The sequence below is a fragment of the Bacillus sp. L381 genome, assembly GCF_030284525.1.
GTDB lineage: Bacteria > Bacillota > Bacilli > Bacillales > Bacillaceae > Bacillus > Bacillus amyloliquefaciens.
On sequence record NZ_CP127224.1, the window covers coordinates 619,140 to 640,874 of the forward strand.

Annotated in this window: 20 protein-coding genes and 1 pseudogene; 13 read left to right on the plus strand and 8 right to left on the minus strand. The window is 43.6% G+C overall.

The window, feature by feature from the left end; translation table 11 throughout:
- Positions 1-55 precede the first annotated feature (55 nt).
- From QRX25_RS03040 to QRX25_RS03070, 7 genes are all read left to right on the plus strand, one after another.
- Positions 56-1,432: an MFS transporter gene (locus QRX25_RS03040; protein ID WP_212101631.1), complete on the plus strand. Its 1,377-nt coding sequence runs from the start codon at positions 56-58 to the stop codon at positions 1,430-1,432.
- A gap of 60 nt (positions 1,433-1,492) precedes the next feature.
- Entirely contained in the window at positions 1,493-2,455 is a 963-nt protein-coding gene (locus QRX25_RS03045) for a carbohydrate kinase family protein (RefSeq protein WP_212100506.1), read from the plus strand.
- A gap of 232 nt (positions 2,456-2,687) precedes the next feature.
- On the plus strand, positions 2,688-3,047 hold the full coding sequence (locus QRX25_RS03050) for a DUF4306 domain-containing protein (protein WP_115998119.1): 360 nt from the start codon (positions 2,688-2,690) through the stop codon (positions 3,045-3,047).
- A gap of 72 nt (positions 3,048-3,119) precedes the next feature.
- Entirely contained in the window at positions 3,120-3,806 is a 687-nt protein-coding gene (locus tag QRX25_RS03055; protein WP_212100509.1) for a PspA/IM30 family protein, read from the plus strand.
- Positions 3,807-3,855: 49 nt separating this feature from the next.
- Positions 3,856-4,881: a TFIIB-type zinc ribbon-containing protein gene (locus tag QRX25_RS03060; RefSeq protein ID WP_212100512.1), complete on the plus strand. Its 1,026-nt coding sequence runs from the start codon at positions 3,856-3,858 to the stop codon at positions 4,879-4,881.
- Positions 4,881-5,642: a TPM domain-containing protein gene (locus QRX25_RS03065; RefSeq protein ID WP_212101634.1), complete on the plus strand. Its 762-nt coding sequence runs from the start codon at positions 4,881-4,883 to the stop codon at positions 5,640-5,642. The genes QRX25_RS03060 and QRX25_RS03065 overlap by 1 nt, the downstream gene beginning before the upstream one ends.
- 26 nt (positions 5,643-5,668) lie before the next feature.
- A complete protein-coding gene (locus QRX25_RS03070) occupies positions 5,669-6,673 on the plus strand; it encodes an SPFH domain-containing protein (RefSeq protein ID WP_212100515.1) in 1,005 nt (334 codons plus the stop codon).
- Positions 6,674-6,713: 40 nt separating this feature from the next.
- Here the strand turns inward: QRX25_RS03070 and QRX25_RS03075 are convergent, their stop codons facing one another.
- The 4 genes from QRX25_RS03075 to QRX25_RS03090 all read right to left on the minus strand — a co-directional run bounded on the left by QRX25_RS03075 (position 6,714) and on the right by QRX25_RS03090 (position 11,503).
- A complete protein-coding gene (locus tag QRX25_RS03075) occupies positions 6,714-8,645 on the minus strand; it encodes an acyltransferase family protein (protein WP_212100518.1) in 1,932 nt (643 codons plus the stop codon).
- Positions 8,646-8,916: 271 nt separating this feature from the next.
- Positions 8,917-9,777: an anti-sigma-V factor RsiV gene (gene rsiV / locus QRX25_RS03080; protein ID WP_065980847.1), complete on the minus strand. Its 861-nt coding sequence runs from the start codon at positions 9,775-9,777 to the stop codon at positions 8,917-8,919.
- Entirely contained in the window at positions 9,777-10,274 is a 498-nt protein-coding gene (sigV, locus tag QRX25_RS03085) for an RNA polymerase sigma factor SigV (protein ID WP_065980848.1), read from the minus strand. The genes rsiV and sigV overlap by 1 nt, the downstream gene beginning before the upstream one ends.
- A gap of 188 nt (positions 10,275-10,462) precedes the next feature.
- Positions 10,463-11,503: a 2,3-butanediol dehydrogenase gene (locus QRX25_RS03090; protein WP_013351258.1), complete on the minus strand. Its 1,041-nt coding sequence runs from the start codon at positions 11,501-11,503 to the stop codon at positions 10,463-10,465.
- Between the two features lie 362 nt (positions 11,504-11,865).
- On the opposite strand from QRX25_RS03090, the gene walM reads away from it, so the two are divergent.
- Positions 11,866-12,234: a cell wall metabolism protein WalM gene (walM, locus tag QRX25_RS03095; RefSeq protein ID WP_007408877.1), complete on the plus strand. Its 369-nt coding sequence runs from the start codon at positions 11,866-11,868 to the stop codon at positions 12,232-12,234.
- 64 nt (positions 12,235-12,298) lie between these two features.
- Positions 12,299-13,345 (plus strand): TolB family protein, encoded by a 1,047-nt coding sequence (locus QRX25_RS03100; RefSeq protein ID WP_212100521.1) that lies wholly within the window; start codon positions 12,299-12,301, stop codon positions 13,343-13,345.
- A 30-nt stretch (positions 13,346-13,375) separates the two neighbouring features.
- Here QRX25_RS03100 and QRX25_RS03105 read toward each other — a convergent pair whose 3' ends face one another.
- The 4 genes from QRX25_RS03105 to gabP all read right to left on the minus strand — a co-directional run bounded on the left by QRX25_RS03105 (position 13,376) and on the right by gabP (position 17,039).
- Positions 13,376-13,501: a hypothetical protein gene (locus tag QRX25_RS03105; protein ID WP_258415561.1), complete on the minus strand. Its 126-nt coding sequence runs from the start codon at positions 13,499-13,501 to the stop codon at positions 13,376-13,378.
- A 98-nt stretch (positions 13,502-13,599) separates the two neighbouring features.
- Positions 13,600-13,809, minus strand: a complete 210-nt coding sequence (locus QRX25_RS03110; protein WP_065982847.1) for a cold-shock protein — start codon at positions 13,807-13,809, stop codon at positions 13,600-13,602.
- A gap of 196 nt (positions 13,810-14,005) precedes the next feature.
- Complete coding sequence (gene cotA, locus QRX25_RS03115; RefSeq protein WP_065980850.1) at positions 14,006-15,544, minus strand: outer spore coat copper-dependent laccase CotA; 1,539 nt, start codon at positions 15,542-15,544, stop codon at positions 14,006-14,008.
- A gap of 109 nt (positions 15,545-15,653) precedes the next feature.
- Positions 15,654-17,039: a GABA permease gene (gabP, locus tag QRX25_RS03120; RefSeq protein WP_212100524.1), complete on the minus strand. Its 1,386-nt coding sequence runs from the start codon at positions 17,037-17,039 to the stop codon at positions 15,654-15,656.
- 377 nt (positions 17,040-17,416) lie between these two features.
- Between gabP and QRX25_RS03125 the strand changes: the two are divergent.
- From QRX25_RS03125 to QRX25_RS03140, 4 genes and pseudogenes are all read left to right on the plus strand, one after another.
- Positions 17,417-17,890 (plus strand): annotated as a pseudogene (locus QRX25_RS03125) (cation diffusion facilitator family transporter); the annotation flags it as partial.
- Positions 17,891-18,086: 196 nt separating this feature from the next.
- Positions 18,087-19,133, plus strand: coding sequence for an amino acid--tRNA ligase-related protein (locus QRX25_RS03130; protein WP_065980853.1), 1,047 nt, complete (start codon positions 18,087-18,089; stop codon positions 19,131-19,133).
- A gap of 86 nt (positions 19,134-19,219) precedes the next feature.
- A complete protein-coding gene (locus tag QRX25_RS03135; RefSeq protein ID WP_115998111.1) occupies positions 19,220-20,488 on the plus strand; it encodes an ATP-grasp domain-containing protein in 1,269 nt (422 codons plus the stop codon).
- Complete coding sequence (locus QRX25_RS03140) at positions 20,475-21,719, plus strand: MFS transporter (protein WP_065980855.1); 1,245 nt, start codon at positions 20,475-20,477, stop codon at positions 21,717-21,719. Before QRX25_RS03135 ends, QRX25_RS03140 begins: the two co-directional genes overlap by 14 nt.
- The last annotated feature ends 16 nt before the right edge of the window (positions 21,720-21,735 follow it).

Consider the following 21,735-nt stretch of genomic DNA (forward strand, 5'->3'; position numbering starts at 1 on the left):
TGCATTCTCCCTCTTGTTTACTGGAAATGAAAACGGATTCTTGGGGTGGGATATGATGATTGAAACAGAAAAAGCGGCGGCAGTAAAGACGAAACATCACGGCCTGACCTGGATTGAACGGATCGGATACGGATTCGGCGATATGTCGTACAATATTATCTTTCAATTTGTAAACGCATACTTATTATTCTACTATACAGACGTCGGCGGCATTAAGCCTGCGGTGATAGCAGCTTTGTTTCTGATCGTAAGAGTGTTGGACGCTATTTTTGACCCGATTATGGGCGTGATTTTAGACAAGACGAATACAAGATGGGGAAAGGCAAGGCCGTATTTGCTGTGGGTGGCGTTTCCTTTTGCGTTATTTACGTTCTTATGTTTTACGACCCCTCATTTCGGCGAGACGGGGAACATGGTCTATGCGTACATCACCTATATTCTGCTTGGGATGTCCTTTAGCATGCAGACGATTCCGGTCAACAGCTTAACGGGACGGATGACGAATTCCGTGGAAGAACGGACGGTGCTGACGACGACCCGGATGATTTTGGTTTATATCGGAATTCTGTTATCGATCTCCTGTGCGACACCGCTTGCGGATGCCATCGGCGGGACAAACCAGGCGTTTGGATTCCAGATGACGGCGCTTATCTATGCGGCGGTGAGCATCGCTTTGAATCTGTTCAGTTTCTTTACTGTACGGGAGCGGATTCAGCCTGAAAAAAGAAAAAAACAAGGAATGAAAAAAACATTATCTGTTTTGTTCCGAAACAAGCCTTTGCTCATTTTGGTTTCTTCATTTTTGGCGTTTGCGATCGGGTTTAACATTAAACTCAGCACGATGGTGTACTATTTTACGTATAACGTCAATCATAAGGAATTTGTGTTTTTAGGAACCGTGTTGTTTTTCGGGGCAGCGCTGATCAGCAATCTGTTTATTCCTTTCTTTTCTGAGAAGCGGGGCAGAAAACAAGTCATGATGATCACGGCGGCGCTATCGCTTATTTCTTACGCGGGCCTTCAGTTTACATCGTATTCTTCGCTTCCGCTTATTTTCTTTTGGCTTTTCGTTTCTGGATTTTTCACGACGCCTTTGAATACCCTCGCTTGGGGAATGGTCGCCGATTGTGTTGATTATGCGGAATGGAAAACCGGAGTCCGGGCTGATGGCGTGGTGATATCGAGCATGAGCTTTATCAATAAGCTCGGAGTCGCGTTAGCCGGGTCATTTTCGGCCGTTTATCTCGGAATCGCCGGGTATGCCGCGAATACCGATCAGACGGCATCGTCATTGAATGCGATTAAAAATATGAATGCGCTCATTCCGGGATTGTTCATTCTGCTGTCTATTATTCTCATTTCTCTTTATCCTTTAACTGAAAAAAAATATAAGCTGATGATGTCTGAACTGGAGCAAAGGGCTGCAAGATAAGTATACGTAAAAGCACTATACTGAAACTATAATCGAGAACTGACAAATGAGTGTGATAATGTGGGAAGCCAATCTGTTATTTGTATTGGAGAATTGTTAATTGATTTCTTTTGTACCGATGTGGATGTTGATTTGACGGAAGGACGCAATTTCTTAAAAAGTGCAGGCGGCGCACCGGCGAATGTGTCAGCGGCCATCGCGAAGCTGGGCGGAGACGCGGCTTTCAGCGGAAAAACAGGCAAGGATCCGTTTGGGTACTTTCTGAAGCAGACTTTAGACGCCGTACACGTCGATACTTCTATGCTCGTCATGGATGAGAAAGCCCCTACAACGCTTGCGTTTGTTTCATTAAAACAAAATGGGGAGCGCGACTTTGTTTTTAACAGAGGAGCGGATGCTTTGTTTACTTTGGAGGATATTGATCTGGAAAAGGTAAACGATGCGAAAATCCTTCATTTCGGCTCAGCGACGGCATTGTTATCAGATCCGTTTTGCACGGCCTATTTACGGCTGATGTCGATTGCGAAAGACAATGAACAGTTTGTTTCCTTCGATCCTAACTACCGCGAGGATTTATGGAAGGGAAGAGTTTCAGAGTTTATAAGCACCGCCAAAAAAGCAATTACTGTAAGTGATTTTGTGAAAGTCAGTGACGAGGAGCTTGAGATCATCAGCGGTGCGAAAGATCATAAAGAAGGTGTTGCAATCCTTCATGAGATCGGGGCCGGCATTGTGGCGGTGACACTCGGGAAAAGCGGGACCCTTCTTTCAAATGGGAAGGATCTTGATATCATTCCGAGCATTCCGGTGACATCAATAGACTCAACGGGAGCGGGAGACGCGTTTGTCGGCGCGGCGCTGTATCAGCTGGCACGCACGGATGAAATTCAGACGGCAGCTGAAGATTTTGCGAAGCTGCGTGATATTGTGTCATTTGCCAATAAGGCAGGGGCGCTCGTGTGCACTAAAATCGGTGCGATCGATGCTTTGCCTAGCTTAAAAGAGGTTGAAGTCTCTCTGTAAAATATCGGGGATGTTTCTTGAAAGTCATCGGACTTCGGGAAGCATCCTTTTTATTTAGGTCTGAAACCCATTCTGATATACGGTATACTTTATAGGGATATCCAGTAAATTGAACCAATGTGAAGTACATACAATAATGTTTTTATAAAATCGAAGTAAAACCAAGTTTCTGCTGCTGCCGTCATGTATAGTGTGACGGCATAAGAAATTGAACTGCGGAGGAATGCTTTACATGAAAAATGTTTTTCTTATCGTGCAATGCGCGTTTTCTGTTTTTTGTTTTTTCTGCCTCGCCGCTGTGAATTGGTATCAGGGGAGTGAGCTTGTTTCTGATTCGTTTGATTGGAATTATACGGCTAAATTTTCAAAGCTGCTGAATAATACGGATACGATCACAAGTCCCGAACAGATATCGCAGCTGGATTTCTTTGTGTATTCTGCGAAGCATTATCCGTTAGTGAGCGGTTTGATGATCGGGATGTTTATTTATTTTTTGTTTTCATTGTATTTGGTCATAAAGAATATCCGCCGGCACAAATGGGCTGAACGAGACTTTTTTCATATATTTATACATAAATTCAAGAGAAAATGAAACTTTTTTGAAAAAAACCAGTATATATAACTGTGAACTTGTTACTATTTAATTTTGGGAGGAAAATGAAAAATGAGTATTTTAGGAAGATTTAAAGACATTATGTCAAGCAATATTAATGCGTTGCTGGATAAAGCTGAGAACCCTGAAAAAATGGTTGATCAATATTTGCGGAATCTGAACAGTGATTTAGGAAAAGTGAAGGCGGAGACGGCTTCTGTCATGGCTGAGGAACAGCGGGCGAAAAAAGCGTTAACGGAATGCCAGGCTGAGGCCGAAAAGATGGAAAGCTACGCGATGAAAGCTTTACAGGCCGGAAATGAAGCTGATGCGCGGACATTTCTGGAAAGGAAAGCAGCCGTTGAATCAAGGCTGACTGAGCTGCAAACGGCTTATCAGCTTGCTTCTTCCAATGCGTCTCAAATGCGCAGCATGCATGACAAGCTTGTTGCCGATATCGGGGAGCTTGAGTCGCGGCGAAATGCCATTAAAGCGAAGTGGTCTGTGGCAAAAACACAGGAGAAAATGAACAAACTGGGATCCTCTGTTTCAAATGCGGGCCAATCGATGACAGCTTTCGATAGAATGGAAGACAAGGTCAACCGGGCGCTTGATCAAGCCAATGCGATGGCGGAGCTGAACGCGTCTCCGAAAGACGATATTGACGAGCTGACGGCTAAATATGACAGCAATCAAAGCAGTGTCGATGATGAACTGGCGGCGCTCAAGCAGAAAATGCTTTTCAGTAAAGATCAATAGACAGCGGGCTGAGCTTTGTCCGATATAAAGAGAAAGTGAGAGAAACAGAATGATCATTTCTTATAAATGCCCGAACTGCGGCGATGATATGGTCTTTGACAGTTCATCCGGCAAGCTGACATGCCGCAGCTGCGGGCGGCAGGACCAGATAGAAAGCCTGCCTAAAGAGTATATTACGACCAGATTTTCTGAAAATGAGGCGAAGGAGTATCACTGTGAGAACTGCGGCGCGGTATTAATGACTGAGGCGGAGACGACTGCAACGATGTGCGGTTTTTGCGGAGGCGCAGCCGTTCTCGCCGATCGATTATCGGGAAATCTCGCGCCTTCCATGGTGATTCCTTTTACGATCAGCAAAGAAGAGGCCATGAGTGCTTTTAAAAAGTGGTGCGGAAACGGCCGCCTGACACCGAAGGGATTTATGAATGCCGATCGGGTGAAGAACATAACCGGTATGTACGTGCCGTTTTGGATGTTTGACTTAAACAGCAAGGTTCAGGTCAATGCCGTTTGTACGAGAGTGCATCGCTATGATGATGGAGAATACCGGGTGACGGAGACCGAGTATTACAGTGCGTACCGCGATATTAATCTTGATTATCTCAAAATTCCGGTCGACGCTTCAGAAAAAATGAATGATGAATTAATGGACAAATTGGAGCCTTATTCTTACAGTGAGCTGAAGGAGTTTAATACAGCCTATTTGGCGGGATATATAGCGGAAAAGTACAATTATACCGATGACGATCTCTTTCCGCGGGCGAAGGATAAAATCAGCCATTATATTGATTCTTATATCAGATCCACCTTCTCCGGCTATACGACGGCTGACATTACGGATGAAAAGATTCAGACGGATAAAATCAGCAGTTTTTACGTGCTTCTTCCGGTCTGGATGGTCAGCTATGATTATGAGCGGACTGAGCACATTTTTGCGATGAACGGGCAGACGGGCAAGGTTGTCGGCAAACCGCCGATCAGCGCCGGAAAAGTGGCCGCGTGGTTCGGCGGCATTACAGCCGGTGCGTTTTTAGCTTTAAGACTCGTCTCACTTATGATAGGAGGCGGTTTTTGATGAAAGTATTGACGAAAAAAGCGTGTCTCTTTTGTTTCGTCCTTTTTCTGATGCTGTCTTTTTCTTTACATACATCAGCGTCTGCTGCTGAACAGAAGCAATATGTTTATGACAATGCTCATTTATTAACGAAGGATGAAACAAAGAAACTCGAGGAATTGGCGGGGAAGCTGGGGGCAAAGCGCCATACCGATTTTATTATTCTTACCGCAAACGGAACGGGCGGTAAGGACATCGCGCAGTACGCCGGTGATTTTTATGACAGTCATTTTCACGGAAGCACGGCGATATTGACCATTGATATGAAGGATCGGGAAGTATTTATCTCCGGATACAAAAAGGCGGAGACGTATTTGAACAGCAGCCGGCTGAATACGATCAGGAATACGATTTCGTCAGACATTTCAGCAGGCCATTACGAAAAGGCGTTTGAGACTTATATTAAAATGTCCTACAAAGATATGGGGAAAAACCCTGAGAACAAGTCTGACAATCTGCTGCTTACGTGGTGGTTTCAGCTGATTATCGCCGCAGCCGCAGCCGGAATCGCCGTCACTGTGATGGTGTACAATTCCGGCGGCAGGGTCACCGTCACCGGCAGCACGTATATGGATCACGATACGTCTGAAGTGCTGGACCAGCACGACACATATATCCGGACGGACGTTACAAGAGAAAGAAAGCCTGATAAAGATAATGACAATGACGGCGGAGTCACGAGGGGCGGCACGTCTTACAGCGGAAGCAAGGGAAGTTTTTAAATTTTACGTAAAGGATTTGAGCATACATGGGTTTTTTCAGAAATCAGTTAGCGAATGTGGTGGAATGGGAAGAATTCAGAGACGACATGGTTTTCTATAAATGGAACAACCGCGAAATTAAAAAAGGCAGCCGTCTGATCATCCGGCCGGGACAGGATGCCATCTTTTTACACAACGGGAAGATTGAAGGAATCTTCCGTGATGACGGCGATTATGATATCGAGTCAGAAATTATTCCGTTTCTATCGACGTTAAAAGGGTTTAAGTTTGGTTTTAATAGCGGCATGCGGGCGGAAGTGCTGTTTGTGAATACGAAGGAGTTCACCGTGAAGTGGGGCACAAAAAACGCTATCAATATTCCGGCTGCGGGAATGCCGGGCGGTATGCCGATCCGAGCAAACGGCACATTTAACTTCAAGGTCATTGACTACATCGGATTGATTGATAAGATTGCGGGTGTCAAAGACAGCTATTTAGTGGAGGATATTAAAATCCGGATTACGTCTATTCTCGATCAGCTTTTGATGAAATGGATCACCAGAGAAGGAAAAGACATGTTCAATCTGCAGTCAAATTCATTTGAAATCGGAAAAGGGATTCAAGAAGATCTTGATATGCAGCTGATCGGAGACGGGATGTCAATTACGGGCTTCAATATCATGAGCTTTAACTATCCGCAGGAAGTTCAGGATATGATTACGAAAAACGCTTCTTACGGCATGGTGGGCGATGTGAACCGCTATCAGCAGATTTCCATGACGGACGGAATGTCATCCGGCAAAATGAGCGGAAGCGGCACAGCCTCCGACATGGCCGGCATGATGATGGGAATGAATATGGCAAATCAAATGATGAACCAAATGAATCAAAATCAGCAGAACCAGCCGCAGCAAAGTCAAAATCAGCAGAATCAGGGAACGGCATCGGCAAATGGCTCAGAAGGAGCGGCTAAGCCGAAATTCTGTCCGAACTGCGGAACGAAAACGGAAGGCGCCAATTTTTGCCCGAATTGCGGACAGAAGCTTGCCTGATGATATACGAAAAAGAGGCCTTTTGAGGCCTCTTTTTTTGTCAAGATTTCATGGTTTGGACGATGAGGGATGTCAGCGCTTTTGACCCCTCAGGTATGAGATGGACGCCGTCCGGTGTGAAGTATTCAGGGTGCTGCAATGCTTTTGCATGCCAATCGACAAGGGTCACATTCTTGCGTGAATCGGCCTGCAGGCGCAATGACTCGTTTACTTTGCTTTCCCACTGCCGCGGCACACGCGTATTGACAAGATAGATATCAGCTTTTGAAAAGGAGCTGATCAGTGATTCAATCTGGCTGTTTGTGAAATAGCCGTTCGTCCCTAACTCGATGATGACCGCTTTGTTCGGCTGATTAAATGACGCGTATTCCGATGTGAGCTGGAGTGCTTGAGAGACTTGTCTTCCTACCTTTCCGTCGATGGTGACATGAGGGAGGGACTGCCGCAGGTATGACGCAATGTCCAGCATCACGGAGTCACCGATGGCCAGCACTTCTTTCTGAGGCTGTGTTTGTTTTGAATCAGCCGTTTTTTGAGATGTTTGCTCTTTTTTGTCTTCGTTTTTCTTCGTAACTGATTTGCCTGTTGATTCTTTCTTGTTTTTATCTGATGCGGCATCCGTTTTTTCGCTGCCGTGTTTTTTCTTGCTGTCATCTTCTTTTGCCGGTTTATCGTGATCAGCCGTTTTATGTGAAGAGGCGGCTGTTTCTTGCTGCTCGCTTTGCGCGTATGTCCATTTCGGCTGTTTTTTCTCCTCGGCTATTCCTGACAGCCCGCCCGCAAATAAGAAGATGGCGGCAAGAATGAGGCCGAGCGACATTCTGCTGATCACAGAGGACGTCTTCCATTCCAGAAAGCGGTTCAAAAACACGCGGCGGAAAAAAGGCCTGAAGCCCGCAGTGCGGATCGGCTTCTCAATGAAATGATGAGAAAGTTCGGCCAGAATGAAAGTGGCGCCGATTCTGACGGCACAATGCCAATAAATCGGATTTCCGATTTCCTGCACGGGTGTGCTCAGCACGATAACCGGATAATGCCAAAGATAGATTCCGTATGATCTCGTTCCGATCCAGCGAAGCGGTTTCCATGAAAGGACATGTCCCAAAAAGCTGCTCGGATGGCATATACATGCGACAAGGACCGCTGCGGTGATGCTGATCAAAAGCATGCCGCCCTTGTACAGGAAGGGTTCATATTCATCCGTGTAAAAGACGCAAAGCAACAGCACGGCGAAAGCGGCAAGCTCCGTCCCGTGAAGCAGGTGTTTCATGCTGCTCGGCAGCCGTTTGGAAGATAATCGTTTCATCGGCCACACTAAAGCTAAAGCGCAGCCGATAAGCAATTCAAATGATCGGGTATCCGTCCCGTAATAAACGCGGCTTGGATCTCCGCCGGGGACATACATCATACTCATCACGACTGCGGAGCATAACGCGATGAATGTGACCGCGGCCGCAAGCCGGGCCCGTGTTTTACATATGTACATTCCCGCAAGCAAAAGGAAAGGCCATATGATATAAAACTGTTCTTCAATCGCCAGCGACCAAAGGTTTTTTAATGGCGAAGGGGAGCCGAAGCTGTCGAAATAAGAAAGTTTATGAAAGATAAACCACCAATTGCTTATGTAAAAAAGTGAGGAGACCGCATCTCCGCGTACGGTATGCAGGAGCTCGCTGTTAAATAATACGACCCAAATGACTGTCGTGATAATCATGAGATAAGCCGCCGGCAGAAGCCGTCTGATCCGGCGTACCCAAAAATCACGCAAATCAAGGGTGATGTCATTGCCTTTGGCAGGCAATATAATAGATGTGATTAAATACCCCGATAAAACAAAAAAGATATCAACACCAATGAAACCGCCGTCGGCCCAATTAAAATTCAGGTGATATGCGATAACTGCGAGGACGGCAAAGGCGCGAAGTCCATCCAGTCCGGGAATATAGCGATGATTCAGTGACTTGTCTGACATGGTATTCCTCCAATAATGTGTGCGGAAATTCTCGCTGTTTTGCGGATGGCTATGGCAGATTTCTGTACAGTCTTCCATTTGTTCCGTTAGATAGACGCATTCGGAAGGGGATTTTGTTTCAGAAAAAATGAATGAAATGTTGTGATTTTCTTAAACTTTTCGGCCCGCGTCCGGCGTCTGTTATATGAAAGGGTTCCCCTGTGCAAGCGGCTGTTGCCGGGGAAAAAGAAAAAATCCATGATCTGCGGATATCATGGATTTTTTTCTTTCTTTATCTGATGTAGCGGTCTCCGACAAGCAGCTTTGAGATGACGGAGGTTGGTATTTTAAATTCTGTAACGCCCATATACCCGGGTGCCACTTCGTATTCGTCAAATGAGATGACAAGTTTGTGCTGATCTGTAATATAAAAATTCTGGTCGGCATGAATGGATTTGAAAGGCTCCGTCATATCATCTTCCTCGACCCAGTATATTTTATTCGGATCTTCTTTCATCTGTTTTTTCATTTGTTCTTTAATATTTTGGCTGATGACTTTGATATAACGGTCATCTTTGAATAAGCTCTTTAACGTAAGCACGGCCTCATTCTTTTTATCAATCGTGATATATCGGCTCTGGGTATAAGATGAAGCCTGGGTTTTTTCGATATCACGGCGGACTGAGATCAGATCCGATGTGTCAGTTACGGTTTCATAATCGCTGTAGATACTGAGGTGGCCTTTTTTGCTTTTTGAAGTCGCCTTCATAAATTCCCGGTAGAGCTCTTTGCTTTCTTTCATATAATGCCGGTTGATGCTGTCTTCAAGTTCATGATTGGAAAGGCCGGACAGAGCGGGCGTTTTCACATCGATGCTTGATTGGTTCTTTTCTTCTTTCATCTCCACGAATGTGATGGCTTGGACGACTTTGCCGATGACGGGGATTTTAGACATGGCTTGTGCGGCATCCGGATTGATATTGACTACGGCGGTAAATAAGACGGCCGCAGCGACTGCCGCGGATGTCGGCCACATCACGATTCGTTTTTTCTTCGGTTTGTGCTGAAGGGCTTTTTCGACAATGCTGTCCAGTTCTTTAGGAATGGGCACACTTTTATACTCTTCTCTTAATTGTTCTAATCTCTTTTCCATTAAGAAAGATCCTCCTTCGTCAGCTGAATGCGCATGAGCTTCAGCCCCCTGTAAAGGCGTGTTTTGACGGTGTTGATGTTTTCCCCCGTAATGTCCGCGATCTCTTCTAATTTCAAGTCTTCAAAGAAACGCAGAGTGATAATGGTTTTATATTGATGCGGCAGGTCGTCAAGCGCTTCATGAAGGTCCGTGTCTTTGTAGTGATCTTCCTTCCCGCGGCTTAAAAACTCGATCGTTTCATCGTCCATCACTTTAAGTTTTTTCTGTTTGCGAAGATAATCAATGGCCGTACGCACTAAAATTTTATAAAACCAGCTTTTTATCACATCGGGGTTTTTGACGGATTCGACTGATGTCAGCGCTTTTTGAATTGATTCCTGAACAATATCTAACGCGTCATCCTTGTTCTTTACATAACTGTACGCCAGCCGGTAAAAGTCTTCTTTGCGCTCAGTTATGCACGTCACAAGCGACGCTTTGGCTGTTTCGTTCTTCATTGCTTTAAAGGGCTCCTTTTTTCAAAATACGTATCATAGGCTGTTACCTATGGATAGACGGAACAGGGTGAAAAATAGTTTGCGCAGAGCGGATCATTTTTAAAAGGAAAAGGAAGGAAAGACGAAGGAGCGAAAAAAAGAGCCTGAACGGCTCTTTTTGGATGTGTCTGGTTATTTTGCTGAACGGTTTAATTCGGTTTTACTAAGATTTTTACTTGGTTTTTCTCTTTGATTAAAGCGCCGAAGCCTTCTTCAATCAGATCGTCGAGCACGATTTTTTTCGTGACGAGCTTATCTGCTGAGAAGTAGCCCTCTTTCATCAGTGCGAGAACGGAAGGGAAGATGTCACGGTACCCGATAATGCCTTTTACGGTACGTTCTTTGATGACGATATCGTTCGGATGGATTTCCGCTCCTTTTTCCCAGATGCTGACGATAACCGTTTCACCGGCAATGCTTGTTGACTGGATCGCTTGGCGGAGAACGACAGGGACGCCTGTCACTTCATAAGAAACATCAACGCCGCCGTTTGTGCGTTTTGCGATTTCTTCAACGACATCATCCGTTTTTGACGGATCGATGATGATAGCGCCGAGTTCTTTCGCTTTTTCCTGACGTTCCGGTGAAAGTTCAACCGCGTAAATATCTGTGGCACCGGCTGCTTTCAGGGCTTCAATCACAAGCAGCCCGATCGGTCCGCAGCCAAAAACGGCTGCAGTGTCGCCCGCTTTTAATTTGCTTTGACGGACGGCGTAAAGCGCTACCGCTGACGGCTCAACAAGCGCGCCCTGTTCGTAAGAAAGCTCTTCAGGAAGCTTAAACAGCAATTCTTCGTCAACGGACACATATTCAGAAAATCCGCCGCCGCCTCCCGCTAAGCCTAAGAATCCCATTTGTTCATCAAGGTTATAGGCTCCCTGATGTCCGTGTGTGGCAAAAATCGGTTCCACGACGACACGGTCGCCGACACTGTAATTTTTGACGCCTTCGCCCACTTCCACAACTTCTCCTGAGAATTCGTGACCCATTGTGACAGGCGCCGTTTCTTTAGTTAACGGATGGGGTTCGCCGACCGGTATAAAGATCGGACCTCCCAGATATTCGTGAAGGTCGCTTCCGCAAATCCCGCACCATTTGACTTTAATTTTGACTTTTCCCGGTTCTGCTTTAGGTTCATCAATGTTTTCGATTCGAATGTCTTTTTGATTGTGCCATCTTGCCGCTTTCATTGATTATCACTCCTAGTCTGATGGAAACGAGTATAGGTACATGATCAATATGAACCACGGTTTAAAAGGAAAAAAAGTGCTTCCTAAAGCCTGATTTCTCAAAATATATCATATTACGCAACTATCAATAGGCCTTATAAAAAGTCCATATTGAATGCAGAAATACTCTAGGGATATTATAACGCTTATGATTTAAATTTTGTAGTATAATTTACCATGGGATTATATAGAACTGGAAATTGTGTCAATATTGTGTGCGTGTCTCCGTCGCGTTGTAATGAACATGTAAAGTGATTGAAATATTATAATCGTCATCTTGGTGTATAATTTTGCCTAGAATAAAGAATCAGGAGGACGAAAGCTTGAAGAAGTTATTCTTAGCATTATTGATTTTAGCAGGAAGTACGCTGGGAGCGATCAGTTACTCTTCTGATGCAAGTGCTAAAAAAGTGAACGGAAATATTACATGGTATAATGGAGTCGGTAAAAAAGGATCTTCCGGTAAAAAACTGGGACATTGGGATTGCGCGACAAAATTAGGATTTGACGTTCCGAGAAACGGAACGAAAATCAGAGCTTATGCTAAAGCAAAACCGAAAAAGGTTATCACAGTATACAAAAATGATGTAGGCCGTCTGCCGAATGCCGTATTGGATGTCAGCCCGAAAGCGTTCAAAGCGCTCGGATATCCGTTAAGCAAAGGAAGAGTATCCGGACATTACAGCTATTAAAATAGACCATCAGAAAAAGCAAGGAGACTATTCTTGCTTTTTCTGATTGACGGAGAGATTGATAATGAATAAGAAACGATGGATCTGGATCCTCGCAGCCGCTGTTCTGGCGGCGGCGGTCATCGCGGCCGTTTTACTGATCAAAGGAAAAAGCGACGGCGGCGGAAAAGCCGTTGTCTCCGGCGGCCATGACAAGCTGCTTGTTTCCATTACAGACAAAGATCTGATGACGAAATATTACGAAGACGGCCGTATGCTGTACGAGGAAAAGCTTTCGGCATATCCGGCGTTTGCGCTGGATGACGCCCATCAGGTGCTCTATTATGTCGGTAATAATGATCAGAATGAGATGCGTCTGTATAAGCTTGATCTGAAGACGAAACGGAAGACGGTGCTTTATAAAGGATCGGCAAGCGCTGACAGTCTGTTTTTATCCAAGGATAAGACGCACATTTATTTCCGTCTCGGAAAAGCGGATGAAGATATTTTCCGTCTCGCATCTTTTGATCTGAAAACGAAACGTTATCAAAATCTGTACCCTGCGGCGGATGAGAAAGATGACAGTGTGAGCGGCTTCTTTTATAACCGCAGCCAAAACGATTTTGCGCTTCTGCATTATTCCGTGAAAGAGGATTATAAAAAAACGGATGAGGCAAATGAGAAGGGGGTTGACCCTGAACCGACGAATATACGGTTTGCGGCAGGGGCGGGCGATAACCTTCAGGATCTGACAAACCTTGAACAGTTTATCAGCGACGTCGCGATGTCACCGGACGGCAAGAATCTTGTCTTTACATCTTATACACAAAAAGGGACTGAACAAAAAGCGTCCATCCGTCTGATGAATGTCAAAACGAAAAAAGATGAAACGATTATCTCAAACGGGAAGGATTTCACTCCGCTGATTGATGCCCAGCCTCAGTTTTCTAAAGACGGCAGCATCATTTATTTCATGGCGGAAGCCAAAGGCGCTAAGCGTCTGAAGGATGAAACGGGACGGAATGCGAAGGTCAGAACCATTTATGCTTATCATTTGGATACGAAAAAATGTGAAAAAGTCTGGGAAAATGACAATGGCATTATCAACAGTTTTTCCGTTATCCAATCATGAAAAAAACACTCAGCGCCCGCTGGGTGTTTTTTAATGAACAAAGCTGGCTGCGGCTGAGGCGAGCCATTTGAAAAAACGGAGAATCGGAACGGCAAAATGAAGTGTTTCGATGAATGACTGTGCGGCAAGGTTCATTTTCTGCCGATCGTTTTTCATGTTCATTGCTCCGTTGCATCATAAAAGGACATGATAACGCAAAGGCCTCTCATGAGACATGGAGGCCTTCTCTATGTTGAGACTCGTAAAAGGGAGGTCTAACTTGATGCCGTTTGACTGTTGTTTTGGAGATTCACCAACGAACGGACGCCGTCGATCATTTTACTGCCGCAAAGGGGGCAAGTCGGGGTATCACTGCCGGCAAAATTCTTTCTGGTCCAGCCAATACAGTCCTCTTTTGTGCATTCCCACGTACTGACATCTTCTTTAGGCAGCGGTTCCTGATTACGTTTGTTGTAGTAAGACATAAAGTCACTTCTTCCCTTATGAATTTTCGTGCACACCTTCATTGTCTCATACTTTTCCCTAATCTCCTAATTCCTTTTTCTATCCATATTTCCAATGAGGGTGCACCGTCTTCCTGTTATTACAGTATATGCAAAAAAGCGGATCCTTATTTTTTCTTTTTGTATAAATTAAAAAGCCCCTTCTCAAAAAGGGGGATTACTGCTTTTCTGTGACGTCCATCGGTCTCATCATGTCATAATCTTCATGTTCTAAAATATGACAATGCCATACGTACCGTCCGCTGTAAGGGGCGAATGTCGCCGCGATTCTGATGACTTCTCCGGAGTGCGCCTGCACGGTGTCTTTCCAGCCTTTTTCACTTGGAGGCGGCGGGACGGCGGGGCCTGTATACACAATGTCGCCGAATTTGTTATAACGTTCTAAGTCAAAAGGACGCCGGTCAAGGACTTGGAAGGAAACCAAATGCAGGTGTATCGGATGGGTTCCCCGCGTCGGGTTGATAATCGACCAGATTTCCGTTGAGCCGAGCTGCGGAGCTTCTGTCACGGGATCATGCCAGCGCTTGTTATTAAGCGTTAAAACCGGCCGGCCGTATTTGTCTTGCGTATTTGTGAGTTTAAGCGTTCTGATATTGTGTATTCTTTTTGAGGTCACATCAGGCATGGCTGACAGATATTTAGGCTTCCGGCTGGTGTCTTCTCCCTTCAGCGGTTTTGTGACGCGGAATTGCATCACATTGGCGTCGGTATCCGGATTGACGTCGCCCCCGCAGCCGGTGCCGTTCGTTAAAATAATATGTTCTCCGTCAAAAGCGGAGAAATCAATGAGCACATCATATCGCTCAGCCGGGGCTAAGCTGATGGACTGTGTTTTGACAGAACGGGGGAGCAGTCCGCCGTCAGAACCGATTTGGATAAACCGGCCGCCATTATTGAGCGAGAGGGAAAATGTTCTCGTATTTGAGGCGTTAAGGATACGGAAACGATATGTCCGCGGTTCGACTTCCATATACGGCCACGCTTTGCCGTTGACGAGAATGGTATTTCCGCAAAGAAACGGGACAATTGAAGGATTCGGCAGCGTTTCGGAAGGATTATCGGGCCCGCTCGGATAAAACAAGGAACCGTCGTCATTTAACGTGCGGTCCATAATCATAAGCGGTACGTCGTATTCTCCGGCGGGAAGCTTCAGCTGCTTTTCTTTTCGCTCGCGGATGATATACATGCCGGCAAGCCCGGCGTACACATTGAGCCTCGTAATTGCCATGGCGTGGTCATGATACCATAATAGCGCCCCGCGCTGTTTGTTTGGATAGTGGTATACCTCTTTTTCAAAATAAGGTCCCTTCTCCTTGAAATCCCGTGTGAACCAGGCTTCCGGATAGCCGTCGCTGTCCGGCGGCGTTGCTCCTCCGTGTAAATGGACGACGGTTTTGACGTCGGGTTCCTGATGGCCGCCTTCTGAATGGTGAATGGTATGGTCCACGGGGAGGAAATGCTTATCCGGCAGGTCATTCATCCATTTAATATAGACGTTTTCATCTTGGTTCACGTCGATCGTCGGGCCGGGAAACAAACCGTTATATCCCCACAGCCGGGTCGGCGGGAGATCACGGTGCAGCTTGTGAAAGCATTCCTTCATCGTGACTTCGTAATACGTGCTGCCGTTTGATGTCTTCTGCGGCTTCAGTGTTTCGATAATCGGCAGTTCATCTGCAAATTTTTCAAGTGCCATTATTCATCCTGTCCTTATCATTTATTGAAATCCTGTACTACAGTTAATGCTGCCTGGAACAGGTTGGTTAAAAAAACACCCGCCCTTTTTTGAGGGCGGGTGTTTGCGGTTATTGCGCAACCCGGCTTGCGGAAGCGTTCTCTTTCGGTTTTTGTTTTTTGTGGAATACATATGAGGCGAGGACCACTAATGTAATAAATCCTGTCAGCAGAAATTCAGACCGCATTGAACTGATAAACAGCATAGATAACAAGATTGCGCAAATAGCGATGATCGTCAGGTAGGTTAAGTATGGGTAGCACCACATTTTGATTTTAAGAGATTCAGGGTTTGTCCGTTCAATTCTCTTTCTCATTCTCAAGTGTGAGACTGCGATGACGAGATAGACGAGCAGTGCGATCGCCCCTGATGAATTGACCAGAAACAAAAATACGGAGTCGGGAGAAAAGTAGTTCATCACAACGGCAATATAGGAGAAAAAGGTGCCGGCGATAATGGCTTGAACCGGTACGCCTCTTTTGCTCAGTTTCATAAACCGCCGCGGCGCTTCATTTCGCTCCGCCAGTGAATACAGCATCCGTGACGTCGTATAAAGCCCGGAGTTCAGGCAGGACAGAACGGCTGTCAGGACGATGAAATTCATGAGCTGAGCGGCTGCGGGAACCCCGATATGGCCTAAAACGGCAACGAAGGGGCTTTCCAGAACATTGGCTGAATCCCACGGAAGCAGCGTGACCACAACCGTAATGGAGCCGACGTAAAAAATAATGATCCGCCAAACGACTGAGCGGGTCGCTTTTGTTACGGATTCGACCGGATTTGCCGTTTCTCCAGCTGCGATTGCGACGATTTCAGATCCCATGAAAGAAAAAATAACGACGACGATGCCGAACAGAACGGAACTTGGCCCTTTAGGGAGAAATCCGCCGTTGCCCGTCAGGTTTTCAAGGCCGACCGGTTTGCTGCCGGGGACGATGCCGAAAATAAACGCAAAACCCGCGATTAAGAAGACAACGATAGTCGCCACCTTCACTAAGGAAAGCCAGTATTCAAATTCGCCGAACGATTTAACTGAATAAATATTCGTCAGTGTTAACAGCACGGTCAGAAGCAGACTCGTCAGCCATAACGGAATGCCGGGGAACCAGTACTGCATGATTCCGGCGCCAGCAATTGCTTCAATGGCAATGACGATGACCCAGAAAAACCAATACAGCCATCCGATGGTATAACCGGCCCACGGACCGATGGCGTCATGGGCATACTGTGAAAACGAACCGCTTGTCGGGTTGACGGAGGACATTTCCCCCAGCATCCTCATAATAAAAATCACTAATAGTCCTGCTAATGCATAGGAGACAATCGCTCCGGGTCCGGTGGAATGAATGACGGATCCGCTTCCGACAAATAATCCGGCGCCGATCACGCCGGCAATTGAAATCATTGTCATATGCCGGGTTTTTAATCCCTTCGATAAAGAATTAGGCTGATTCATTCTTTGCCTCCTTTTGATTTGTTTATGCTGAATATTCCGACAAGTTTTATTTTATCATAAATACATATGACTTTTGAAAATGATGTAAGAAAATATGACATTTTTTCTCGTTCGTACAGCGGAAGGAAAAGAAATAATTTTCTGTGATTTATATGTTTTAATGGTATTGAAAATAATTCCATATAAGAAGAGCGGCAAGAAGCCTTGGTACGATTGGGATGAGAGGGGTTTCGTGAATAAAAATAATTTGCCTGTGTGCACAAATGTTCCATGATTACTATTTTTCTGTGGAAAGTGAATCATGTTTCTATAGACCCACTGTGGTTCAGTTATGTATCTCAATAATAGGAAAATGCGAGTAGAGGGGAGTTTTTGGTATGGAGAGGTATGATGAACTGAAAAAGGGAGAATCCGGGACACTGGTCAGTATTGCTGCTTATCCTGTTCTATCTGCAATGAAGCTGATCATCGGTTATGTTTTTCACTCAGAAGCACATACTGCGGAGGTTTGATAATAACTGACATTATTGTTTCGGTGGCTGTGATAATCGGCCTTCGCATCTCTCAAAAACCTCCTGAAGTAGATCATCCATTCACGGCCACTTTCGGGCTGAAACGATCGCATCGCTTATCGGATCCTTTATTGTAATGGTTGTCGGACTACAAGTGCTGTTGGAATCTATTTTTTCTGCTAAACAAGAGATGCCGGAAGCTTGGACGACAGCGGGCGATGCAGCCCTGATGCTTGTCATCTGCCAGTACAATATTTGGCTGGTCAAAAAAGTGAAGAGCCAGACGCTCCTTGCATCTGCTGATAATAAAATTTCGAGGCATTCGTCAGTATCAGCACGTTACCGGAATTGTGGGAGCGAACAGATAATTTGGATAATTCCAGATATTTTTAATTGACAGAATCATTTTGTTATAATAATCTATTTTTTGTAAATGCATTTAATTACAAATATACAATTTATTATTATTTTTGTAATTAAATCAAAAGATTACATATGGTTATTTACCAATATTCAGAATAGGAAGGTGTAACAAATGAAGGTTGAAATTGGAAATTTAGACACGAGAAAACTCGCTTATAATGAAACTTATGCATGGACTTCAACTCTTTTAAAGTCGTTGAGAAATTCAATGGATTTATTTAAGTTTGACGAAATTGTTCCAACTCCCTTTTCTAGAAGATATGAGCCAGGTGCCAAGCATTCAGTAATTGTACTAGGGGATAAAACTTTACCTAATATTAGAGAAAATGGGAATCTTGCCTCCTCCTCTAACTCAAAAGTTGAGGTGGCAGGTGAACAGTACTATTATATGAGTGTTAGTCATGTTGTAGAAAAACAGATGGCAACGGAATATTTACCTAAGGTTTATTGCCTTGCCCCATGCCTTCGATTATTGATGGAGGGGGAAGAGCTATCTGCAAAACATATTTATTCCTTCTTTCAATTTGAAATTGAATGGAGAACTGAGAAAATGGAAGAAGTTTTCGATTTAGGGGAGAAGATTCTCTATGAAGCAGGCAATAAGATTTTATCTCTCATTGATAATAATGATAATTTGACGTTAACTCCTTTGGCACAACGCAACACAGAGAGCCTGGTAAAAGGTTCATATCCGAGAATAACATTTGAAGAAGCCTTAGAAAGAGTAGGACGATCTAAAGACTCAGAAGGGGATCTTACTTCAGAAGAAGACGCACTTCTCTCTAACCAATTCGACACACCTTTTTGGATTTATAACTATCCAGCAGGAGTTAGAGATTCAATTTATCACGAAAGTCCAAAAGGTGTTTTTCAAACTTACGATTTAATGTTACCTTTTGGCTATGGTGAACTAACTACTGGGGGTATCCGTCCAACTAGCGGAGAGGAGATTATTAACCAATCAAAAACTCTAGGCAATTCTTATCATCCAGAATATGCTCAATGGAAAGATAAATCACAAGTCCAAACAGCTGGATTTGGAATTGGACTGGAGAGATTGTTAAAGTTTATCTCTGGCGCAGAAAGTATTTTAGATTTCATTCAATATCATGATGCAGGTCCAAACACGACTATTACACGTCCTATTAATCAAAAATAATAACTTCTAATAGGGAAGAGGGTAAGGATTTAACTTCTAACCCTTTTCTTTCTTTTGAGTCGTATAGAAGGGAGAATTAGAAAAACGTGAAAACCTTATTTGTTATTGATTCTTCTGTGATTGGTCCGGAATATATTGTAAAAGCGGCAAAGGAAATGAATCTGAATGTTCTGTTCTTGACAAACTTAAATAGTCAGGAAGGAGATGCCCTCTCCCAACTTACATCTTATAAGTTTATTAATTGTAATACTAATTCTTTTGAAGAGTTGTATGAAATCATAAAAACTTTTCCAAAAGAGGACATTGCAGGAGTTATCTCTTTTTTAGATAGTAAATTAGAAATTTGCACTAAATTATGTGGGGCTTTAGATATAAAGGGAATCGATCCGAAAATTGAATTACTTAAGGATAAGGCTTATGTCAATAACATTATCCCAGAATTTACGCCTCTATCACTTTCTTTCACTACAGGGGCGATTCCTTATTCAGAGATAAAAAAAATGTTATCAGCTTCACAGAATGGATTGATACTAAAACCAGCCTTTGCCGCTGGTGCTAAAGGTATAAGTATATTAGAGGATGAAAATGATATTGAGAATATAGAAAAATTATTTGATAAAACCTTACCTAAGCATCTACACCCTGACGAATACGTAGTCCAAGAAATAATAGACGGAGAACTTGTAAGCTTAGAGGGATACGTTTTAGAGAGTAAAGTAATTCCAATTGGAGTAACTGGCAGAAGAAAGATGGAGAATTCAGAATCGTCATTCATATTCCCTTATAATTCTATAGCTATAGCTCAGAAAGAATTGTGCAAGATTGTTCAAATTCTAGTCGAGAGGAGCGGATATAGCAGAGGATTTTTTCATACTGAATTTATTGTTTCAGAAAATCAAGTTAAACTGATAGATTGTAACTTTGGAAGGCCAGGCGGAGCAAATATTACTGAGATTATAGCTTGTTCATACGGAATTGAACCACATAGTATTTATCGGCAATCAATGGAGTTAGTCCTAAATGAAAAAGAGATAATTCCAACGGCCTTTTGGGGAGGAGAATGTAAGGATAGCTTAGGGATAGCTTACGGAATTCCTAATCAAGATAGAGTACTTGAAATTAAGTATGCGGAAAATATGAAATCTAAGCATACACAGGCCCAAAATTTAGGGGACATAGTTTCCGCTATGGGAAGTAGTAATTGGAGCTGGCTAGGAATGCTTTCTGGACTAAAGGAAGACGTAATTAAAGATGTAGATTCTATAAGAGTAAAAACTCTACGTAACGGATGGATAAAACCCGTGTACTATAATATGGAATTAAAGGAGCCTTTAGACTATCTTGAAAAAGTCTAATAGTATCTATACATCTAAATTAATTTTGTTCCTTGGGTGTAGATTTGTATCAACAGTATCCGAACAACTTCTGCTATTTGCTATCCCATTAATAATTTTTCAATACACCGGAGAAGCGTCCAAATCAGGATTAGCATTCCTTATAGAGTGGTTACCGGCAGTATTATTACTCCCCTTTATAGGAGTGCTTGTAGATATATATAAAGAAAAGAAACTTTATATTATCGGCGATAGCCTGCGAGCATTAGTTTCCATATCAGGTTTCTTATTATTAATCTATATGCCAAGCCAAACATTTATTATACTTTCAGTTGCTGCATCTTTGTTCGCTATTTTAAACTCATTAAACTTTGTCACATTAGAAACAACTATCGGGAGGAACTTTGATAATAACGATATTCCCCGCATCCAATCGTTAATTCAAGGATTGGAGCTTAGTTCCCAAGTGATAGGACCAGCTTTGGCAAGTATATTGGTCCTGTTTATAAAAGAGATGGATTTTCTTATTATTACTGGTATCGCATTTGCAATGACAGGTTTCGGAGTACTGGGTCTTCCCAATAAGGCTAAAAATCTGGTTGTTAGGGAAACGAAGTCCTTTAAACGAGTGCTAGTAACAATTGGGGATGGGTTTAAGTTTATAGCTAAAAATTTCTTTCTTCGGTTGTTGGTACTGGCAACAATGCTTATTAATCTTGTAATGGGGACTGTAATGGCTTTAAATCCAGCTGTAGCCCAGGGGGTTCTTGGTGCAACATCTAGAGAATATTCATTATTGGCGATGTTTGGCGGGATCACGGGATCTATAGTGGTTTTGTTAATTCCTGTATTTTTGAAAAAAAGCAAGAGTATTAATAATATAGGCATAGCATCTATTGTGTTATTAACATTATCTGGCGTGGTTTTGGGAATAGCCAATCAATTTTACATTTATGTTATCGGCTACGCCCTTTTAGTTTGTGGAATAGGGATTTTTAATGTATTTCTAAGAACAGAACGAGTTAAGTTAATACCGAAACATCATTTAGGTAAGAGTATGGGAACTATTGTCTTCTTTAATCGTCTAAGCCTGCCCCTTGCTGGATTAATAACTTCTACCTTTACTAAAATTACAGGACCACAAGAAGTAATATTAGGAGTTTCGATTTTTTGGATTATAGTCAACTCCACAATATTTACTTATTATTTTTATAATAAACGTCATGCTGCCAAAGATGTTTTAGAATTATAATATGGAGATAAAGGGG